Origin of the sequence: Flavobacterium sp. NPDC079362 (assembly GCF_050267765.1) — a bacterium.
GTDB lineage: Bacteria > Bacteroidota > Bacteroidia > Flavobacteriales > Flavobacteriaceae > Flavobacterium > Flavobacterium azizsancarii.
Window position 1 is genome coordinate 28,159 of the sequence record NZ_JBNNFM010000001.1, and the last position, 19,865, is coordinate 48,023.

At 35.1% G+C, this 19,865-nt stretch carries 13 protein-coding genes; 6 read left to right on the plus strand and 7 right to left on the minus strand.

What is annotated here, in order from left to right; translation table 11 throughout:
* Positions 1-6: 6 nt before the first annotated feature.
* The 4 genes from ACQKCJ_RS00120 to ACQKCJ_RS00135 form a co-directional block, all read right to left on the minus strand.
* Positions 7-1,554, minus strand: coding sequence for an alpha-N-arabinofuranosidase (locus ACQKCJ_RS00120; RefSeq protein WP_427401111.1), 1,548 nt, complete (start codon positions 1,552-1,554; stop codon positions 7-9).
* 137 nt (positions 1,555-1,691) lie between these two features.
* Entirely contained in the window at positions 1,692-2,702 is a 1,011-nt protein-coding gene (locus tag ACQKCJ_RS00125) for an arabinan endo-1,5-alpha-L-arabinosidase (RefSeq protein WP_427401112.1), read from the minus strand.
* 169 nt (positions 2,703-2,871) lie between these two features.
* On the minus strand, positions 2,872-4,434 hold the full coding sequence (locus ACQKCJ_RS00130; protein WP_427401113.1) for a RagB/SusD family nutrient uptake outer membrane protein: 1,563 nt from the start codon (positions 4,432-4,434) through the stop codon (positions 2,872-2,874).
* 31 nt (positions 4,435-4,465) lie between these two features.
* Entirely contained in the window at positions 4,466-7,435 is a 2,970-nt protein-coding gene (locus ACQKCJ_RS00135; protein WP_427401114.1) for a SusC/RagA family TonB-linked outer membrane protein, read from the minus strand.
* A gap of 643 nt (positions 7,436-8,078) precedes the next feature.
* Between ACQKCJ_RS00135 and ACQKCJ_RS00140 the strand changes: the two genes are divergently transcribed.
* Positions 8,079-8,768, plus strand: a complete 690-nt coding sequence (locus ACQKCJ_RS00140) for an NUDIX hydrolase (protein WP_427401115.1) — start codon at positions 8,079-8,081, stop codon at positions 8,766-8,768.
* 394 nt (positions 8,769-9,162) lie between these two features.
* Here ACQKCJ_RS00140 and fsa read toward each other — a convergent pair whose 3' ends face one another.
* From fsa to ACQKCJ_RS00155, 3 genes are all read right to left on the minus strand, one after another.
* Positions 9,163-9,819 carry a fructose-6-phosphate aldolase gene (gene fsa / locus ACQKCJ_RS00145; RefSeq protein ID WP_427401116.1) on the minus strand — a complete coding sequence of 219 codons (657 nt, stop codon included), beginning with the start codon at positions 9,817-9,819 and terminating at the stop codon, positions 9,163-9,165.
* A 9-nt stretch (positions 9,820-9,828) separates the two neighbouring features.
* Positions 9,829-11,883 carry a transketolase family protein gene (locus ACQKCJ_RS00150; protein ID WP_427401117.1) on the minus strand — a complete coding sequence of 685 codons (2,055 nt, stop codon included), beginning with the start codon at positions 11,881-11,883 and terminating at the stop codon, positions 9,829-9,831.
* An 811-nt stretch (positions 11,884-12,694) separates the two neighbouring features.
* Entirely contained in the window at positions 12,695-13,693 is a 999-nt protein-coding gene (locus ACQKCJ_RS00155) for a GntR family transcriptional regulator (protein WP_271335118.1), read from the minus strand.
* 103 nt (positions 13,694-13,796) lie between these two features.
* Between ACQKCJ_RS00155 and ACQKCJ_RS00160 the strand changes: the two genes are divergently transcribed.
* The 5 genes from ACQKCJ_RS00160 to ACQKCJ_RS00180 all read left to right on the plus strand — a co-directional run bounded on the left by ACQKCJ_RS00160 (position 13,797) and on the right by ACQKCJ_RS00180 (position 19,843).
* Complete coding sequence (locus tag ACQKCJ_RS00160) at positions 13,797-14,864, plus strand: aldose epimerase family protein (protein ID WP_271335142.1); 1,068 nt, start codon at positions 13,797-13,799, stop codon at positions 14,862-14,864.
* 45 nt (positions 14,865-14,909) lie between these two features.
* Complete coding sequence (galK, locus tag ACQKCJ_RS00165; RefSeq protein WP_271335117.1) at positions 14,910-16,070, plus strand: galactokinase; 1,161 nt, start codon at positions 14,910-14,912, stop codon at positions 16,068-16,070.
* A gap of 16 nt (positions 16,071-16,086) precedes the next feature.
* A complete protein-coding gene (locus ACQKCJ_RS00170; RefSeq protein ID WP_271335116.1) occupies positions 16,087-17,142 on the plus strand; it encodes a UDP-glucose--hexose-1-phosphate uridylyltransferase in 1,056 nt (351 codons plus the stop codon).
* 285 nt (positions 17,143-17,427) lie between these two features.
* Positions 17,428-19,113 (plus strand): sodium/sugar symporter, encoded by a 1,686-nt coding sequence (locus ACQKCJ_RS00175; RefSeq protein WP_271335115.1) that lies wholly within the window; start codon positions 17,428-17,430, stop codon positions 19,111-19,113.
* A gap of 124 nt (positions 19,114-19,237) precedes the next feature.
* Positions 19,238-19,843 (plus strand): hypothetical protein, encoded by a 606-nt coding sequence (locus ACQKCJ_RS00180; RefSeq protein ID WP_271335114.1) that lies wholly within the window; start codon positions 19,238-19,240, stop codon positions 19,841-19,843.
* Positions 19,844-19,865: the final 22 nt, after the last annotated feature.

Sequence of the window (19,865 nt, forward strand, 5' to 3'; positions counted from 1 at the left end):
AGCTTTTTATTTTCCTTCTAAAACTACTACGGAGAAAGGAGGAATTGTGATTTCAAGTTTTCCTTTTTTGTTTTCGAAACCTTTAAAAACTGTTGGTACAATTTTGTTTGGCGTATCGAATGAATTGTAATCTTGTAATTTTGCCGATGTTAAAATGATTCCTGTGAAGTTTTTTACACCAAGTTCATTTACATCAATTTCTATTTTATTTTTATTCTTTGCATCCACATTTACTAATGAAATATGAACTGCTCCGCTTTTGTCTTTTGATGCCGAAGCCGAAACTGCCGGAAGTGATTCTCCGTTGAAAGTGTATAATGGTGATTGAAAACTTATTGGTAATAATTTGGCATCCTGATGAACGCTGTATAATTTCATGACATGATACGTTGGCGTTGTAATCATTTTTGCTTTATCTGTAAGGATTACAGCTTGCAAAACATTGACACATTGCGCTAAGTTTGCCATACGAACTCTGTCAGCATGATTGTTGAAAATGTTCAATGTTGCTCCGGCTAAAACCGCATCTCTCATGGTATTTTGTTGGTACAAAAAACCAGGATTTGTTCCTTTCTCTACTTCGTACCAAGCTCCCCATTCGTCAACGATCATGGCTACCTTTTTCTCCGGATCATATTTGTCCATAATGGCTGAATGTTTGGTCACCAATTCTTCCATTTTTAAAGCCGATTGAATGGTATGAAAATAGCCGTCTTCTGTAAAGTTTACGCCATCGCCTTTTTTACCCCAATTGATTACGGCATAATGATGAACACCTAATCCGCCTAACATATTGATTGGAATGTTTTTCATTAAAACTTCTGTCCAGTTATAATCAGCACTGTTTGATCCTGATGCGATACGGGTGATTCCGCCTGTGTTTTCCCAATCTGACATGAAGGTGGCATATTTGCGGTATTCATTAGCATAATATTCTGCAGTCATATTTCCTCCGCATCCCCAGGCTTCGTTTCCAATTCCCCAGAATTTCACTTTCCAAGGTTCTGTTCTTCCGTTTTTTTTACGCAAATCGCTCATTGGGCTTTTTCCGCTAAAGTTGGTATACTGAACCCAATCTGCCAATTCCTGAACGGTTCCGCTGCCTACGTTTCCTGATAAATACGGTTCTGCACCAAGCAATTCACACATATTCAGAAAATCGTGCGTTCCAAAACTGTTGTCTTCTGTTGTTCCTCCCCACCATTTGTTTACAATAGTTGGTCTTTCCGGTTGTGGTCCAATGCCGTCTTTCCAGTGGTACGTATCGGCAAAACATCCTCCGGGCCATCTTAAATTTGGGATTTTCAATTCTTTCAAAGCTTTAATAATATCATTTCTAACTCCTTTTGTATTCGGAATTTTAGATGTATCTCCCACAAAGAAACCTCCATAAATAGAACGCCCTAAATGCTCTGCAAAATGTCCGTAAATGTTTTTATCTATGATTGGAGCATCCGCCGTATTTTTGATTGTAACCACTGTGGATTGGTTTTGAGCGAAACTTACCTGATTGCAAATGGTAAAAAGAAATGTGATTAAAAGTGCTTTTTTCATGCGAGTATAATATTTGTTTTTATTGAAATGGTATCGTCATTCTTCATTTTCATTTATGATTTTGAATCATGGCGATTTCATAATGTTTGTTTAAGTTATAAAGAAGAAAGCTCCATGAATTTTCTTCTGAATATATTTTAATACGAAAGTGTTGGCCATCCTGATGACCATGTAAAATAGACGATTTCGAGTTTTGGATTTCCGCTATCGGCTCCGTCATAATAATGAACAGATCCTTTTTGGGTTCCTACAATTCTGGATAAATGTCCTGGTCCTATATAGTTTTCTTGTGTAGCCAAAACTGTTGTTCCGCCGCCACTTGTCAGCGCTGTTCCGTTTTTGTCTACAAATGGTCCAAACGGACTTGTCGAACGACCTACTACAATATAATAGGTACTGTTTACGCCGTTGCAGCAAGTACCTCGGTTAACGAACATATAGTAATAACTTCCTTCTTTGATTAAACAAGGTGCTTCCCAACTGGCGCTGCTTCCACCTGCTACGATGGTTTTGCTTCCTGTTGTTTTTCCTGTGGATGGATTAATTTGAATAACTCCAATTCCGGCATGCCAGGAACCGTAGGCCATATAAACATTACTGCCATCTACTAAAATAGAAGGGTCAATCGCATTTACATCCGAAGATGAAGACGATGAAACCACAACGCCTCTGTCTGTCCAGGTTGTTCCTGCCGAAGCACTTATGGCCGGAGCAGTTACCAAACCAATTGCTGATGTGGCTGAACCAAAAGTAGAACAGGAATAATACATATTCCATCGATTGTTGAACCAGGCTACATCCGGTGCCCAAAATGTTTTTACAAAACCGGGAACATATCCTGTGATCCAAGTTGGTGTAGAAGTAAATACTGATGCTCCCCAAGTCCAGGTTGTTAAGTTTGTAGAATAGGTCATGGGGATATTATCGCCTGTTGTAAAGACATAATAATTGACTCCGCTTTTTACAATTGTGCTCGGATCGTGTGACGGAACTGTTCCGGTAACGGTCTTTGCTGTTAGATTTTTTGCTTGAGAATTTTGAGTTGCTGCAATTGCGGCTGCATCCTCATTGGAAGGGATTATGACATCTTCATTTTGACAACTTACTAATAATACTGCTAATAAAACCAAACTTGTAATTGTTTTCATTTGTTATAATTTTTAGTTTTTGTGTTAATAATTATCTCTCAAAATCTCATTCTATATTTTTAAGATAATATCATGTAAAGATTTTTAGGTCTCTACATGATATTAGTATTCTTAGTTGCAGTCTCAGTTTTCAGTTTTTCAGTGTAGACTGTGACTGCGACTGAAAACTTTAATAACTATCATTCTGTATCGTTCCGGGATTGTTATCCATTTCTAATTGCGGAATTGGATAAAATTCTCTTCCCGCTGTATACGAATTAAACTCAGCATCTCTGGATCTTAACCAAGCTAATTTTGTAGCATCCTGCAACCATCCCCAACGACGAATATCATCAAAACGGTGTCCTTCAAGTGGGAACTCCAGGAATCTTTCGTGCCCTATTTGTTCTCTCATTTGAGCTTGTGACATCCCTGGTTTTGTAGTGGCCAGATTTGGTAAACCAACTCGGTTTCTTACCATTTGAATATATCCGTATGCCCCAGGAGTATCACCAGTTTCATTTAAAGTCTCGGCATACATTAAAAGGATATCGGCATAACGTAATAAACGTTCATTAATACCTGAACGCCAATCCATTTCGCTTTCAAATTCTCCATCTGAATTTTGATATTTTCTACAGAATATATCATTCAAATCAGCAGGGCTTTTTGCGTAGTACGTTGCAAAATCTTGTCCATACAATTTCATCCCGCCCGGTTTATTGTAAAATATAGTGGCATCTAAACGAGGATCCAGATCTCCTGATTGAGTTTTCTCATCATGAAATTCGTTGAATAATGCATGCGAAGGCTGTACGTCTGTCCATCCAAAACCTCTTGGTGCATAAGTGATAGCGCGCGCTGAAGTTTTTCCCCAATTTGAAGCTGGAATACCTCCCCAGCCTAATGCAACGCCTCCGGCTTCTCTGCTCATTTGTACTTCAAAAAGTGACTCTGAATTATTTTCATTAGCAGTAGTAAAATTATCACGATAGTTTGATACTAACGAATAAACACCTAAGTCTATAACTTGTTTGAAAGCAGCTTTGGCTTTATCAAAATCCTTAGTAAACAAATACGCTTTTCCCAAATACCCCAGAGCCGCCCCTTTTGTTGCGCGTCCTGCCTCCCCGCTATCTAAACCTGAAACACTAGCGTATGAAGCAGGTAATAACTCAGCCGCAGCTGTAAAATCTGCAATGACTTGTGCCCAACCTTCTGCTTCTGTTTTCTGTGGATATTTTACTGCAATATTTGTTGGAACCGGCACGTTTTTAAACATGTTTACTGCATGAAATAAGTAAAGTCCTCTCAAAAAATAAGCCTGCCCTAAAATTCTGTTTTTTAGCGCTGCATTAGTCATTGCGATATTTGGAACATTTGCCAAAACTTGATTCGCACGGTAAATTCCCTGATAATAGGTTTCGTAAGCCCAGCCATATATAGAAGCATCAGCTACATTTGAATTGAATCTGCCTGCATTATACATCGATCCCCAAGGACTATTCGTGCGGGCATCATCAGATCTTGCATCTAATAATAAAGGAGTACTTCGCATATAAGTACCATCTGTTATTAAACTACTATAAACAGCGTTTATACCTGCAACCGCATCCTCATCTGTTTTCCAGAATGAGCCTGCTGTTTCAACATTAGGATCAACCTGAAGTAAGTCTTCATTATCAACGCAACTTGTTGTTAGCACAGTTACTGAAAAGAAAACCGTTATATAGTTAAATATTTTATATTTCATTTTAATACGTTTTTAATTGATTAGGCTAGTTTTAAAAATTTACTTCAACACCCATAGAAATTGTTCTTGGATTAGGGAAAGATCCCGCATCGTATCCTCTGGAAAATAATCCGTCATTGTAATTAAAATCCGGATCGTAGCCTTTGTATTTACTAATAATTAATAAATTTTGTCCGTTGATAAATATCTTCGCTTTTTGAATAAAAGTGTCTTTAGGAACAGGGATTAAATATCCTATTTCCAATGTTTGCAATTTGATATAATCGCCACTTTCAATAAATCTGTTAGAGTCTCTTGAATTTGCATTTGGGTCTCCAATAATCGGACGTGGTACATCTGTATTTGTATTTGTTGGAGTCCAGTAATTCAATGCATCAACACTGCTGTTTCCGTATTGTTCTGTCATTAAATTGCGGTACAATCCGTTGAATACCTTGTTTCCACCGCTTCCTTGCCAAAACATCGAAAAGTCGAAGTTTTTATAATTAGCACTAAAATTAAATCCGTAACTATATTTTGGAATCGCAACTCCCTGAAAAGTTCTGTCAGCATCTGTAATTTTACCATCGCCATTTACATCTTTGAACTTAATATCTCCAATACCTGCATTAGTTTGCGTTGGTGACGCAGCTAAATCTGCCGCATTCTGAAAAATTCCTGCCGTTTCATAAGCAAAAAGTTCACCAATAGATCTTCCTACTTCTGTTTTTGAAGCTGCCCCGTAAATTGGATTTCCGTCACGACCAATTTGTAAAACCTCATTTTTTAAAGTTCCTATATTGGCCGAAATGCTATATTTAAATTTATGATGGTTATTGTTATAACTTGCTGAAAATTCTAAACCACTGTTTTTAACTGCTCCTGCATTTGTTACTACGTTTGCCGGAAATGCTCCTGTTGAAAAAGGCAACGGAACTCCAATTAATAAATCTGTAGATTTTTTTTGATAATATTCTGCTGTAATTTGTAAATCGTTATTAAAAAATCCTAACTCAAGAGCAACATTCGAAGTCGAAGTTTCTTCCCAATGCACATCCGGATCAATTGCGCTTACTACCGTAGTTCCAGGTGCTAATGCATTGTTAAAATCATATCCTGCAAAAGCATTAATAGTTGGTGAATATGCATATACTCCAATCGTATTATTTCCTAAAATACCATAACCTCCTCTAAGTTTAATTGTATTCCACCATTCCGGTAAGTGAATAAATTTTTCGTTACTAACTTTCCAGGCTCCTGAAAAAGAGTAGAAATTACCCGTATTATTCTTTTCACTAAAAAGTGATGTTTTATCTTGTCTGAAGTTTCCGGTAATAAAATAACGATCATCATAAGAATAATTTAATCGGCTTAAATACGAAATATTCGTAATCGTACTTTTATATTCTCCTCCATCTCTAGAATCAGCATATTGAAGTTGACTGATCTCTCCCGGCGTATAACCAACACCTTTATTCCATAGTTTATAAAAATCCTTTTTCTCCTGAATCCACCCCGCTAGCGCATCAATTTTATGTTTACCAAGCGAAACTTCATATGTCAATAAATTATTCAGAAATGTTCTGGTCTGATTTCCGGTTTCAAGATCTAATGCAGCCTTCTCATTCGTTGTAATATAGTACCATCCTAGATTGCTTGGTGGATTAAATTTTCTGTTTTGCCAATCTAATCTATCATAACTTACATCTAGTTTGTATTTAAGTCCTTTAACGATTTCAAGTTCTCCCCAGATATCTCCAATGAAACGATTTCTTTTTCCGTTATTCGTAATTAAATTATTAAACCCAATTACATTCATCGAAATGGCTCTTTGCGTTAAAACATCTGTACCACCGTAACCGCCAAGTCTGTTTGGATCATAAACAGGCATCGTTGGAATAGCGCCCAGTAAATCAACAATCGCTGATTGACCTGCATTATATTCGTTGAAATTCTCTTTGTCAGATTGTGTATAACCAATCTTAGAACCGTATTTAAATTTTCCTTTTTTACCGTATAAATTTAAATTGGTCGATAATCTTTCATAATCTTGCGGGGAATTTAAATAGCTTGTATTTTTAAAATAATCTACATTCATATTATAGCCTAAATTCTCAGCTCCGCCATTAAGTGTAAGCGATTGATTTTGGATAATCCCTGTTTGAAAAGCCTCTTTTTGCCAATCTGTATTTACATTTTTTATATAAGAAGGACTTGTTGGGTCATTTCCCGGAGCAACAGTTAATCCGGCATTTAATTCAGCAGCAGTTGTAATTTTCTGATAGCCGACTCTGTCTGTCAGGTCCCATTTTTTAGCCACATTCTGAAGTCCTACTAATGATTTGAATTTAATGTCAAGTTTGCCATTTTTACCTTTTTTGGTCGTGATAATTACAACTCCGTTTGCTCCCTGAACTCCATAAATAGCAGCCGAGGATGCATCCTTTAGAACTTGCATCGATTCGATATCACCAGGCGCAAAATCATTTGGACTATCAACGATCATTCCGTCAATAACAAAAAGAGGATTGTTGTTTGTAAATGAATTTATACCTCTGATTTTTACATTTACAAAACCTCCTGGTTCTCCTGACGATTGTACTGTAACACCGGCAACCTGGCCCTGAAGCATTTTTGCAGGATCATAGGTTATCGTTTTTTTAGCAGCTTCCATATCAACCACACTTATCGAACCTGTAAGATCAGATTTCTTTTGTGTTCCGTATCCTACAACTACTACCTCATTTAGTTTATTGGTGTCTTCACTCAAGGCAACATTCACTTTTGTTTGATTTCCTACTGATATTTCCTGATTTTGAAATCCTATAAATGAAAAGACTAAAACATCATTTGGAGATGCCTTAATCGAAAATTCGCCATCAAAACCGCTTGTAACAACTGTTTTGGTTCCTTTTATCAAAATATTTACACCCGGTAAAGGCAGTTTGTCCTGAGCCGAAGTAACAACTCCACCAATCAATTTGTCCTGAGCCGACATTTGATGGGCTGAAAATACTAGCATTATTAGTGCTAGAAGCCATTCTTTTTTTGGCAATAAAAAATTGCAATAAAAAAATAATTTTTGGTTTGTTATCATATTGGTTAGTTTAAGTTGGTTAGCGTATAATTATAAGTGTTAATTCTACATTTGTAAATTTAAATAAAAAAAAACCTCAAAAACAAATTAATTTCACAAAAAAAGGTTGTAAAAAAAATGCATATCGCAAATTAAGTGTAAACATAACATTTAAAAAATCACGTTTATTTCAAAAAGAAAGCTCTTTTCTAATACTTATTTGTGTAAAATTTACACTTTTTATCAAAAAGGCTCTTTTTAATCAAAAAAAGGGAGTCTGAAAAAATTTACTAAATAGGCTGTTTTGTAAATATTTGAAGGGAATTAAATCGCTATTTTTGTAAATAAAAACTGATTTTGAATACTAATTTTCAAATTTTGTTTGTATATTTTTTCAAAAAAGTATCCTGTATCTATCCTGTTTTGCTCTTAAAAAAATCACAAAAAGAAAAAGTCGTCATTAATTTTATGTGAAAAGTTGTTTTTTTAACTCTATTTTTGAGTAGGAATTAATGTAAGTGTAAAATCTACATTAATAAATTATGAAACGAATTAGGAAGTTTATATATTTACCAATAAAAAATTGAATATGCTAAACAGTTATAGCACTGCAGATAAAGTCTTATTAGCAGTAGATTGTATCATTTTTGGATTCGACCATGAGGGGTTGAAAATCCTTTTAATCAAGAGAGATTTTGAGCCTGAAAAGGGAAAATGGTCTTTGATTGGAGGTTTTCTAAAACGCGATGAAGTTTTAGATCATGCTGCTATTAGAATCTTAAATACCTATACCGGTTTAAACGATATCTATATGGAGCAATTATATGCGTATAGCGAAATCGATCGTGATCCTGTAGAAAGAACCATTTCAGTTTCTTATTATGCTTTGATTAATATCGAAAATCATAATGCTGAATTGATCAAGAATTATCACGCACAATGGTTTAGTATTACGGATGCCCCAAATTTGATTTTTGACCATGACGAAATGGTACAGCAAGCAATTAGAAGACTTCGTTACAGAACTTCGATAAAACCAATTGGTTTTGAGTTGTTGCCGGAAAAATTTACCATGCGTCAATTGTTAGAATTATATGAAGCAATCTTAAGCAAGGAATTAGACAAACGAAACTTTATCAGCAAGATCAATTCTTTAGAAATTCTAAATAAATTAGAGGAAAAAGATATGCAGTCTTCCCGCAAAGGATCTTATCTATACACTTTTAACAAGGAAAAATATGAGGAAAAATTACTTAACGATTTTATATTGAATTTGTAGAGAAAGTTTAGCCCACGGATTAAACTGATTTTCACTGATTTTTTTAAATGACAAATATTAAGATTAAAAAAGTTTCACGCAGATTTTGCAGATTAGAGCAGATCTAAATTTAAATCTGTATGAATCTGTAAAATCTGCGTGAAAAAACAAATAAAAATAAAACCCTGAAAGCCACAAACTCTCAGGGTTTTTTCTTCAAATAAAATTACTAAAAAACTAAACAAAAATTATTATTTATAATTAGCCACGGATCAAACAAATTAAACTGATTTTCACGGGTTTTTATCCTTATCAAATCTGCCTGATAAATTTAAATTTGCTATCCCTTTTAAAAAAAATTAAATCTGCGACAACCAATTTCATCCGTTAAATCCGTGGGCCAAAAAAAATTACTTTAACTATTTCCTTTTTGATAATCAGCCAAAAAAGTAGCTAACCCAATATCCGTTAGCGGATGTTTTAGCAAACCTTCAATTGCACTCAATGGTCCGGTGATAACATCTGAACCAATTTTGGCACAATTTATAATGTGCATTACATTACGCACTGAAGCTGCCAGTATCTGGGTTTCGTAACCATAATTATCATAAATCAATCTGATATCTTCAATCAGCACCATCCCGTCAGTAGAAACATCATCAAGACGGCCAATAAATGGCGATACATACGTTGCTCCCGCTTTTGCCGCCAATAATGCCTGACCAACAGAAAACACCAGTGTACAATTGGTTCTGATTCCTTTATTCGAAAAATACCTGATTGCTTTTACACCATCTTTGATCATCGGGATTTTTACCACAATCTGCTGGTGCAATGCCGCCAGCTTTTCTCCTTCTGCAATCATGCCTTCAAAATCTGTCGAAATTACTTCGGCACTTACATCACCATCAACCAATTCACAGATCTTAATATAATGGTCCAGAATATTCTGAGCTCCTGTAATTCCTTCCTTGGCCATTAACGAAGGGTTTGTAGTTACACCATCTAAAACGCCTAAATCATTGGCTTCTTTAATATCTTTTAAGTTTGCTGTGTCTATAAAAAATTTCATTTCTTTCTGTTATTTTGATAAGTTATAATTGTTTTCTTCTAAATATTTAAGGATCTCTTTACGGGCATTTTCACTCGTGAATCCAAATTTCTGATCTAAAACTGATGCCGGTGCTGAATAGCCAAAATGATCCAATCCAAAGACCTTTCCGTTACTGCCCGCCAGATTTTCTAAATTAACAGGAAGTCCCGCAGTAAGCCCAAAGACCAATGAATTTTTTGGAATAACGCTTTCCTGATATTCTAAAGATTGAGTTCTAAAAAGTCCTTCTGAAATAATAGAAGCCACATTTATATTTAATTTAAAATCCTTTTCGAGCTCATTTGCGGCTTCTATAAGTGTTGCAACTTCTGATCCGTTTGCGATCAAAGTGATATCTGGATTCTGATTTGATTTTACCAGATAACCTCCTTTTTTAGCCTGGGAAGCTTCCTCAAATCTTGATTTCCCATTTGTTGGAAGATCTTTGATATCTTGTCTGGAAAGAATTAAACCTGTTGGTGTCTTTTTATTTTCAAGTGCCATTTGCCACGCAACCGAAGTTTCGACAGCATCTGCCGGACGCAAAGCCAATAAACTCTGAGCGCCGGAATGATTTTTAATTTTTTCCAATAATCTAATTTGGGCTTCCTGCTCGATTGGCTGGTGTGTTGGCCCATCTTCGCCTACGCGAAAAGAATCGTGTGTCCAGACATATTTTACCGGTAATTCCTGAATTGCCGCCAAACGAATTGCCGGTTTCATATAATCTGAAAACACAAAAAACGTTGCCACAACGGTGATAACACCACCATGAAGCGCCATTCCGTTCGCAATTGCTGCCATCGTCAATTCGGCAACACCGGCTTGTAAAAATCCTCCTTTGAAATTATTCTTTTGTAAAATCGAAGATTTTTTCAGGAAACCATCTGTTTTGTCACTATTGGATAAATCTGCCGAAGAAACAATCATGTTCTCTACATTTTCAGCCAAATATCCCAGAACTGCCGCCGATGCATCACGAGTTGCTGCATTTGCTTTTTGAGTAATACCGGCAAAATCCAGAGTGGGAAGATCTCCATTAAAAAAATGTTTCATCTTTGTTGCCAATTCAGAATTCTGTTTTTCCCAGGCTGAGATTTGTACTTTTCTATTCGAAGCTTCTTCTGTTTTATTTTTTAAAATTTCTTTATAATGAACTGCAACATCGTTATAAACTGCAAATGAATCTTCTGGATTTGCACCAAGATTCAGCAATGTTTTTTCGAAATTCGCCTTTGTAGCACCAATAGGTTTTCCGTGCAATTCGCATTGTCCTTCGTACATAGTTCCGTCAGCAGTTACACAGCCTTTTCCCATTATAGTACGCCCAATAATCAAAGTTGGTCTTTCTAATTCGGCATGAGCTGCATTTAATGCTGAACGAATATGAGTATGATTATGTCCATCAATTGTAATTACTTTCCAACCCCAGGATTCATATTTCATCGCCGTATTCTCCGTTGTAACCTCATCTGTCATCGACGAAAGCTGCACATCATTTGAATCATAAAACATAATAAAATTGTTCAGTCCAAGATGCCCCGCAATTCTTCCTGCGCCTTGTGAGATTTCTTCCTGAACTCCTCCATCAGTTATAAAACCATATATTTTATGATCAAATAAATTCTCAAATCTTGCTGATAAGAACTTCGCAGCAATTGCCGCTCCAACTCCCATCGCATGACCCTGACCCAAAGGTCCTGAAGTATTTTCGACCCCTCTTTTTACATCAATTTCAGGATGACCGGGAGTTACAGAACCCCATTGCCTGAAATTTTCAAGATCTGATTTTTCGTAATTGCCAAGCAAATGATATTGTGCATACATTAAAGCCGAAAGATGTCCGGCATCCATAAAAAAACGATCTCTAAAGATCCAGTTCATATCTGTTGGATCGTATTTTAGATATTCAGTATATAAAATATGCATGAAATCTGCGCCTCCCATAGATCCTCCGGGATGGCCTGAATTTGCTTTTTCGACCATCGAAATGGCCAGAGCTCTTATATTATCTGCCGATAATTGGTCTATTTTTTCATTCATTGCTAAGTTGTAATTTTAAGTTGGTTTGGTTTGGTCAATAGTGGTTTTTATCTGTTTCAACTCAATTTCAAATAGAGCTCGTTCTATATCGCAGGAAACAAATTATAAGTGTAAAATTTACATTTACAAATGTATGTAAAATAATTCTACAAAAACAAAAAAATTGTTTCCTTGTTTTTTTAATTAAAATTTTAGGAATTTAATACATTAACGGTTTGTATTATGAGATATTGGTTTAAAAAATTAATCTCACAAAAGCGTTAAGAAGCAAAGTTTAAACACAATATTCATTTTCAACAGAACGAAGAATCTCACTCGTAACACAACAAAATAATTACGCAGTCTTTGTCATAGCACGCGGATGATACGGATTTGCTTCGTAAAAACGCGGATTAAAAACAGATTTTTATTTTTGTTCATAAATTAACCACGATCTTGTCATCCTGAGGACGAAGGATCACACTCGTAATTCCGTAATCTTTGTCATAGCACACGGATGACACGGATTTACTTCGTAAAAACACGGATTAAAAACGGATTTTATTCTTTTTTATTTATTCAATATCAAGTAACCATAATCTTGTCATCCTGAGGAACGACGGATCACACTAGTAATTTCGCAATTTTTGTCGAGCTTCTTGTGGATCATTCCTGCATCAGGATGACAAACTAAACGAAAATATTGTTATGAAAATGAGTGTCCTAGCCCCGATAGAAGTGGAAATCCTTTTGTGGCTTCCGATAGCTATCGGGAGCCACAAAAGATTGAAACGGATAGCGGGATTAGCTCCTAAAAAAAAATAGAAAGCCTTTACAAAGAATTACGCATTGTAAGCGATGATTTATTTTCTATTTGTTCTTTCTTACCTTTAAGAACCATGTCTGCCAGAATTTTTCCCATTGTTTCAAAATGGGTCGAAATTGTTGTGATTCCGTTAGCTACAATCTTTTTTAATGGCGTTTCATTATAGGATATAATCCCCAGGTCGATTCCTAATTTCAGGTTCTGATCTCTTGCTTTTTCGATTACGCGCACTAAATCACGATCATTGGGTATAATGTATAAATCTCCTAAAGTAATTTTGCGATCAGTAAATTCTGTGATGATTTCATATTCAAAATTATATTCGGCACAAAAAGCTTCAAAACCAATTTTCATTCCGAGTGGTTCTCTGAATCCGGGAAAAATCAAAATCAGTTTTTCATATTTTCCTAACCTCGATTTCCCATTAAACAAACCTTCAAAAATATCTTTTTCATGATTTTGATAAATTGCCGGATACAATTTAAGCTCCGGATTGGTCTGATCCAGTATGATAACTTCACTTACTGGTAGGGTTTTTATAAATTTTGCCACATCAGTGAAGTTGGTGGGCATGATGATGTATTTTGTATAATTTCCGCTGCTGTCGTTTATGAGTTTTTGAAAAACCTGCGGATTAAAATGATGAAAGAAAATATCGACCTGTACATTTTTACCAATATGCTGCAAAAACGAATTATAGATGTCTTCCTTGAAACTATTTAATTCGTCAAACAACAGAAAAACCTTCTGTTTTATAGTGACTTCAACGCTTTTAACATAATATCCCTTGCCTGGAATAGCATAAATAATACCTCTTTTTTTGAGTTCATCGTATCCTAATAAAACAGTATCACGCGATAACGAAAATGCCAGACACACTTTATTAACAGACGGAAGACGATCGCCTTTTACCAATTTTTCTTCTTCAATTGCTTTTTCTATTGAAAGAATTATCTGCTTATATTTTGGCAGACCGATGTTGTTTTGAATCGAAATAATATTCATAAAAAAAGTGATTTTGGTGCAATATACAAAAAACTGGTAGGTACTGGTATGGAAAGATAACGAAATGTTTCTATTTTTGGATTTCACTTTTGGTAATAATAATATGGAAATAAAACATATATCGCATTTTCAAGATGTATCTATATCTAAATCATTTGGTTTAACACCAGAAAACGAAGAAATTCTTGCTTTTGAATTGTCTAATAAAAACGGAATGAAGGTACAGATAATTAATTTTGGTGCTACTGTAACTTTATTGCAAATTCCGGTTTCAAATGATAGTCTTATAGATGTTGTTTTGGGTTTTAATACCTTAGAATCTTATTTGGCTTCTTATAACCTACCAGGTGCTCCTTATTTTGGTGCAACTGTTGGCCGTTATGCGGGCAGAATAAACAAAGGCAAGTTTACATTAAACGATAAGACATTTCAGTTAAATATAAACAATGGCAAAAATGCATTGCACGGCGGTAATATTGGTTTTGGACAGAAAGTATGGAATGTTACTAATGCAACTTCCGGAGAAAATCCGTCAATAACATTAAGTCTTTTAAGTGAGGATTTAGACGAAAATTTTCCCGGAGAATTACACGTAGATTTAACGTATACGATAACCGAAGAAAATGAATTAAAGCTGGAATACAAAGCTACCCCAACAGAAGATACTGTTATCAACTTAACGCATCACAGTTATTTTAATCTCGATGGTCATGAGGGTTCTGTTTTGGATCAAAAACTGTTTATTGCTTCTGATAAAATACTGGAAATAGATTCAGAGAATATCCCAACAGGAAATTTCACTGCTCTTTCTGATCATGATTTTGACTTTAGAATACCTAAAAATGCTCCGGCATCTATTGATAATTCATTTGTAATTGAAGCTACAAATGATGCTGTTGCAAAATTGTACAGCTCTAAAAACAATTTGCAAATGAGCGTTTACACGGATCAGCCAAGTGTACATATATATGTAGGCGGGAAATGTTCTGATACTTTAAAAGGAAAAGCAAATACAAAATACCATTCGTCAAGCGGAATTTGTTTTGAAACTCAAAATTATCCGGACGCACCTAATCACACTCATTTTCCGAATTCGGTTTTGAAAAAAGGTACGGAATACCAGCAGAAAACAGTTTATAAATTTGAAAATATAAACAAATCGATCAATTAAAAAAGTTTACGAATTATAAGATATTACCATTTCAATTACAAAATAATGAATGACATTTTAATACAGAACACTACTGCTTTTTTTGAGAAATCTTTTGGATCTGCTGCTCAAAAAGTGGTACTTTCTCCGGGAAGAATCAACATCATTGGGGAACATATTGATTATAATGACGGTTATGTTTTACCTGCAGCAATCGACAAAGTTATTTGTTTTGCCTTCGAGAAGAGCAACACCAAAAAATCTAAAATAATCGCGATCGATTTAAACGAAGAATTTGAGGCTGATCTGACTGAGGAAATCAAATTAAGCGACGTTGTCTGGACCAATTATATTCGCGGCGTTATCAAACAATTGCAGGATAACGGATTTGTGTTTGAAGGTTTCAACTGTGTTTTTAGCAGTAATATTCCGGTTGGTTCGGGATTATCCTCTTCGGCGGCTTTAGAATGCGGAATAATCTATGGAATTGCAGCGCTTTTTGATTTAAAGATTGAAAAAATTGATATTTCTTTATTAGGACAAAAAGCAGAACACTGGGTGGGTATCAATTGTGGTATTATGGATCAGTTTTCAAGTGTTCACGGTCTTGAAAATAAAGTGATAAAATTAGATTGCAACACATTGGATTTTGAATATCACAATGCTGATTTTAAAGATTACTCTTTGATTTTGTTTGATAGCAATGTAAAACATTCTCTTTTTACATCTGAATACAATACCCGAAGAATTGAGTGTGAGCAAGGGCTGGCCATTATAAAAAACAATTTTCCTGAAGTAAAAAGTTTCAGGGATTGCACTGAAGAGCAGCTTTTAAGCATTCAGGATAAAATAAATCCTACTGTTTTTAAGAGGGTATATTATGTTGTAAAAGAAATTAATCGTGTTATAAAGGCTTGTGAGGCTCTTGACAGCGGAAATATAGAACTTTTAGGACAATTACTTTTTGAAACTCATTATGGTTTATCGCAAGAATATGAAGTAAGTTGTGCCGAGTTGGATATGCTGGTAGATACTGCAAAATCTGATGATGCTATTATTGGTTCCAGACTAATGGGAGGCGGTTTTGGAGGCTGTACTATCAATTTGATTAAAAAAGGACATGAAAATGAGGTGAAAAGTAAGTTTTCAAATCTTTATTTAGATACATTTGGGATTGAATTAAAATTCTATGATGTAAAAATCTCAAACGGAACTACACTACTTTAATACCACAAGAATTACAATGAAAAATTTTGACATTAATGAAGATCCTCACAGACGTTTCAATCCCTTAATCAACGAATGGGTTTTAGTATCACCTCATCGTGCAAAACGACCTTGGCAAGGACAAAACGAAACAATTGCAACTGAAGCATTACCTAATTACGACCCAACTTGTTATTTGTGTCCGGGAAATGTTCGCGCAAACGGAGTAAACAACCCGAATTACGAGAGCAGTTTTGTGTTCGAAAATGATTTTGCTGCTATGAAGCAGGACGAGATTATTTTTGAAGAAGATATAAAACATACTTTTTTTAAAGCAAAACCGGAACAGGGAATTTCCAGAGTGGTTTGCTTCTCGCCAAGACACGATCTTACCTTACCTGAAATGGAAATTGAAGGAATTGAAAACATTATCAAGACCTGGCAAAAAGAATATACTGATTTAGGAAATATCAAGTATATTAACCACGTTCAGATTTTTGAAAACAAGGGAAGTGTTATGGGTTGCAGCAACCCGCATCCGCATGGGCAAATCTGGGCGCAATCATCATTGCCAACTCAGGTAGAGAAAACACAAAACAGCCTAAAAACTTATTTTGATAAAAATAACAGAACACTTCTTGAAGATTACCTGCAAGCGGAATTAAAAACCGGAGATCGTGTTGTGATCGAAAATGATCACTTTGTAGCACTTGTTCCGTTTTGGGCAATCTGGCCATACGAAACTATAATTATCAGCAAAAGGGCTGTTAATAAGATTACGGATTTTACAGCTGATGAAACGAATGCTTTTGCTGTTATTTTAAAACAATTAACGATTAAGTACGACAACCTGTTCAGTACTTCATTCCCTTATTCATCAGGAATTCATCAGGCTCCAACAGATGGTTTAGACCATCCTGAATGGCATTTCCATATGCATTTTTATCCGCCGTTATTGCGTTCAGCAACGGTTAAGAAATTCATGGTTGGATATGAAATGTTGGGCGAATCGCAGCGAGATATCACTCCTGAAAAAAGTGCCGAAATTTTAAGACAACAATCAGATGTGCATTATAAATCGACTAAGAAATAAACCATCAAAAGTCCTTTTACAGAAAGCCAATTTAAAATTTAACATAATAATTTATTTATAAATGTAAAAAACACATTTGTAAATAGCGTATTTATAATTTTTTATTTTACTTTTGGCTTTCATTCTTATTTTGATAAAAAAATAACAGAATAAAAACACATATCTTATTTTTAAAGGAATACAAATAACAAAATCTTAGTTTGAAAATTATCCTAAACTAATGATTTTTAAAAAACCAAATTAAACAAACAATCACCTATACTAATTTTTAAAATACTACTAACAATGAACCAGAACCTCGCTTTCGCAGATTATGCGGTTTTTATTATTTATTTCATCGTAGTTTCTGCCTACGGTTACACTGTTTACCGCAAACGTAAACAAGACGAACAAGATGCTAAGGCTTACTTTTTGGCTGAAGGAAACTTAACGTGGTGGGCTATTGGAGCATCATTAATTGCATCAAACATTTCAGCTGAACAATTCATCGGGATGAGTGGTGAAGGTTTCTTTTTAGGAATCGCTGTTGCTGCTTATGAGTGGTTAGCCGCTATTGCTTTGATTATCGTAGCAGTCTGGTTTATTCCGGTATATCTTAAAAATAAGATTTATACGATGCCTCAATTCTTAAAAACACGTTACAATGAATCGACTGCATTAATTATGGCAGTTTTCTGGTTGTTTTTATATGTATTTGTAAACTTAACTTCTATTTTATATTTAGGGGCCGTTGCTATTAATGGTTTAGCGGGGGGAGAATATCTGCACGTGATCATGATAGGTTTGGCAGTGTTCGCTTTATTTATCTCTTTGGGAGGTATGAAAGTCGTGGCGTATACAGACGTTATTCAGGTTGCTGTTTTGATCATTGGAGGCTTGGTTACTTCATACATCGCACTAACAACTGTTGGACAATATTTTGGAGTAGGTGAAAATGCTATTGCCGGTTTCAAGGTTTTAATGAGAGAAGCTCCTGAGCATTTCAAAATGATTATCCCAAAACCAACTGCAACATCTTCTCAGCTTGATATCGATAAATATTTAACTTTTCCTGGTTTGATGTCTTACCTTGCCGGTATCTGGATCATCAACTTAAACTACTGGGGTTGTAACCAATACATTACTCAAAGAGCTTTAGGTGCTGATTTGCAAACTGCCCGTACTGGTATTTTGTTTGCAGGGATGCTTAAATTATTAATGCCATTAATCGTAATGTTACCTGGTATTGCTGCTTACGTTCTTTACGAAAACGGACATTTACCTCAATTGGTCGGAGGAAAAGACGGAGCTTATTCTGCTGTATTGACTTTCTTGCCAACAGGTTTAAAAGGACTTTCTGTAGCAGCATTAACAGCTGCAATTGTGGCTTCATTAGCCGGAAAAGTAAACAGTATCTCGACTATTTATACATTGGATATTCATAAAAAATACATTCAGAAAGACGCCGGAGAAAAACAACAGGTAAATATTGGTAGAATTGCCGTTTTTGCTGCAATGCTTTTAGCGGTATTATTTACATGGAATGATATCTTAGGAATTGGCGGAGTTGGTGGATTTACCTACATCCAAAAATACACCGGATTTATTAGCCCCGGAGTTTTCGCGATGTTCTTTCTTGGTATGTTCTGGAAAAGAACTACCGGAACTGCAGCAATTGTGGGTGTAATTTTAGGATTTGTTCTTTCTGTATTGTTCAACGAATACGCTCCAATGATTTTTGGAAACGAGACTTTATTGTACACAGCGTATCCTAACGGAAAAGGTGCATTCGAAATCCCTTTCCATATTTGTATGGGATTATCATTCTTCTTTACTATGCTTGCGATGATCGCAATCAGTTTTGCAGGACCAAAAGTAAATCCAAAAGCGTTTGAAATAGACGCTGAAATGTTTAAAGTAAAACCACAAACTACAGTTTTAATCGTAATTACATTATTGGTTATCGTGGCTTTGTATGTTAAATTCTGGTAGTATAATTTTTTACTATATTATTTTTTGAAGATTAAAGAGGATGCTACAAACAGCATCCTCTTTTTTATTCTACAAAGATTTCACTTACATTTACCCCCGAATAATTAACCAACATTATAAAAAAATGAAAAGACTAATATTTGCATTATTCCTTATTTCCGGAGTTGCCTTCGCACAGGACATGAAAGTCGTTCAGGGTAATTTTGATTTCTTAAAAGATCAAAAAGAAATCAACACTCAGTTTGATTATAGTAATTTTACTATGATGAAAGAAAATAAATCTGAGGCACAATATATCGAAGAACACAAAGCCGATTTGGATAAAAAAGCAAAAGGAAACGGCAATCTTTGGGAAAAGAGATGGGTGGTTTCTAAAGACCAGATCTGGACGCCTAAATTTTTAGAAATAGGAAACATTGTATTGTCTAAAGCAAAAAAAGATCTTAACTTTCAGGAAGGCTTAAATACTCCTTATACCTTAATTGTACAAACCGTTTGGATTTACCCGGGTTGGGATGCCGGAATTATGAAACAACCTGCAAAAGTTACTACAAATCTAAAGTTTGTTGAAACTGCCAATAAATCAAATGTCCTGCTAGAAATAACAAGCGAAGAATCTCCGGGAGATCAATGGGGAAGTAACTTTAGTAATGAATCCAGAATTGGTGAAGGATATGCTAAAACAGCAAAATCTCTTTCGAAAATGATTATAAAGAAAGCATACAAATAGTATTTTACCAAAACATTTGTTT

Coding starts and splice junctions, on each gene's coding strand:
- galK (WP_271335117.1), top strand. CDS start 14,910: ATGAATGACATTTTAATACAGAACACTACTGCTTTTTTTGAGAAATCT.
- ACQKCJ_RS00130 (WP_427401113.1), bottom strand. CDS start 4,434: ATGAAATATAAAATATTTAACTATATAACGGTTTTCTTTTCAGTAACT.
- ACQKCJ_RS00140 (WP_427401115.1), top strand. CDS start 8,079: ATGCTAAACAGTTATAGCACTGCAGATAAAGTCTTATTAGCAGTAGAT.
- ACQKCJ_RS00150 (WP_427401117.1), bottom strand. CDS start 11,883: ATGAATGAAAAAATAGACCAATTATCGGCAGATAATATAAGAGCTCTG.
- ACQKCJ_RS00155 (WP_271335118.1), bottom strand. CDS start 13,693: ATGAATATTATTTCGATTCAAAACAACATCGGTCTGCCAAAATATAAG.
- ACQKCJ_RS00120 (WP_427401111.1), bottom strand. CDS start 1,554: ATGAAAAAAGCACTTTTAATCACATTTCTTTTTACCATTTGCAATCAG.
- ACQKCJ_RS00175 (WP_271335115.1), top strand. CDS start 17,428: ATGAACCAGAACCTCGCTTTCGCAGATTATGCGGTTTTTATTATTTAT.
- ACQKCJ_RS00170 (WP_271335116.1), top strand. CDS start 16,087: ATGAAAAATTTTGACATTAATGAAGATCCTCACAGACGTTTCAATCCC.
- ACQKCJ_RS00135 (WP_427401114.1), bottom strand. CDS start 7,435: ATGCTAGTATTTTCAGCCCATCAAATGTCGGCTCAGGACAAATTGATT.
- ACQKCJ_RS00125 (WP_427401112.1), bottom strand. CDS start 2,702: ATGAAAACAATTACAAGTTTGGTTTTATTAGCAGTATTATTAGTAAGT.
- ACQKCJ_RS00180 (WP_271335114.1), top strand. CDS start 19,238: ATGAAAAGACTAATATTTGCATTATTCCTTATTTCCGGAGTTGCCTTC.
- fsa (WP_427401116.1), bottom strand. CDS start 9,819: ATGAAATTTTTTATAGACACAGCAAACTTAAAAGATATTAAAGAAGCC.
- ACQKCJ_RS00160 (WP_271335142.1), top strand. CDS start 13,797: ATGGAAATAAAACATATATCGCATTTTCAAGATGTATCTATATCTAAA.